Consider the following 1,260-nt stretch of genomic DNA (forward strand, 5'->3'; position numbering starts at 1 on the left):
GTGGGGGAGATGTTCGAGGGACTGGCCCTCGGGGTGCACCTGCCGACGGGATGGCTGTGGCCTGCCCTGGTCGTGTTCGGCGGCATCCTGGGCGCGGCGCTCCTGGTGCTCATGCTGGTGAGCGGCGCCCGATTCGACGACCGCGAATCACGCTACGTGCCGACCACGACGGGCTCGTGTCAGCCGTTCTGCGGCACCGGCACACCCGCGCCCGGATTCCCGATGAGACCCGGCATCACGAACTGATCGGTCGCGTAGAGGTTTCCGGACGGTGTCGCCGGATACTCCACGAGAATAGTTCGACGAGTGGGGGTTCCCATGGGTCAGCGGGTACCGGCCGTGGTCGGGTTGTACTTCCGCGACGGCGGGCAGTGGCGGCGCATCGCCGAATTCCGGCTCGCCGCGGACGGCCGCGCCACCTTCCGGGCGGTGGATCCGATCGAGGGCCTGGTCGCGCGGGTCTGGTACCACCAGGGCGTCGACATACTCGGCGAGCAGCGCACCGTGCTGCCCGGCGACGGCGCGGAATTCCTGCGAGCGCTGCTGCAGCCGTTCGGTTTTCGCGATTACCGGTTCCGGGACGACAGCACGCCGCGCGGCGGGCTCACCCGGGCCCGGCACACCGTCTCCCGCAGCGCGGCCACGCCGTACCCGGCCGACAGCGAACCCGACTGCACGGCAGCGGAATCGGAATGCCGTTGTTACGCAGAGCCGGACGTTGCCAGCGGCGACCGCGCCCACCGGCCCGCGGCGTGGCGACTGCTGGACGCGGACCGCATCCGCTTCTGAGATGCGGCGCCCGAAGCGCCGCATCCGGATTCGCTACAAGCTGTTGGCCAGCAGCGCGTACTGCGCGACCGCCTTCTTCTTCGCCTCGGCGTCATTGGCCCCGTCCGCGACGCCCACGTACTGCTTGTAGCGGACATAGCAGCGGCTGGGCTTCTTGTCCGAGGAGCGGTGCACGCACTGGGAATCCGGCACCTTGTCGTCCACGGCGGTCGTGGTGGTCTCCTGCAGATTCCGGATCATCCCGGCCATCAGATCCGCGCCCGCCTGCGCGTCGCGCACCCGAATCACGAAACTGCCGTCCGCGACCGACATCTCGCTCGCACCGGTATCGGCCACCAGCTTGGTCCAGAACCCCAGATCATCCGACGGCAGCACCAGCCAGTTGGCCGGGAACACCGCGAACTTGTCCGGATCCACCGTGCGGTGGTCGCGGTCCATCACCAGGGTGCGGGCCAGCAGGCGGTCCGGATC

3 protein-coding genes are annotated in these 1,260 nt (G+C 69.4%); 2 read left to right on the plus strand and 1 reads right to left on the minus strand.

What is annotated here, in order from left to right; genetic code table 11:
- Together ACIRS4_RS37480 and ACIRS4_RS37485 are read left to right on the plus strand one after the other, a co-directional pair.
- Window positions 1-246: hypothetical protein (locus ACIRS4_RS37480; RefSeq protein ID WP_404204634.1), on the plus strand; the 246-nt coding region annotated here is incomplete at its 5' end.
- A 72-nt stretch (window positions 247-318) separates the two neighbouring features.
- Window positions 319-789 carry a hypothetical protein gene (locus ACIRS4_RS37485; RefSeq protein ID WP_404204636.1) on the plus strand — a complete coding sequence of 157 codons (471 nt, stop codon included), beginning with the start codon at window positions 319-321 and terminating at the stop codon, window positions 787-789.
- Between the two features lie 33 nt (window positions 790-822).
- Here the strand turns inward: ACIRS4_RS37485 and ACIRS4_RS37490 are convergent.
- Window positions 823-1,260, minus strand: a 438-nt coding sequence (locus ACIRS4_RS37490; protein WP_404204637.1) for a hypothetical protein, incomplete at its 5' end; no start/stop codon positions are given.

Source organism: Streptomyces sp. NPDC101166 (genome assembly GCF_044768125.1).
Lineage (GTDB): Bacteria > Actinomycetota > Actinomycetes > Streptomycetales > Streptomycetaceae > Streptomyces.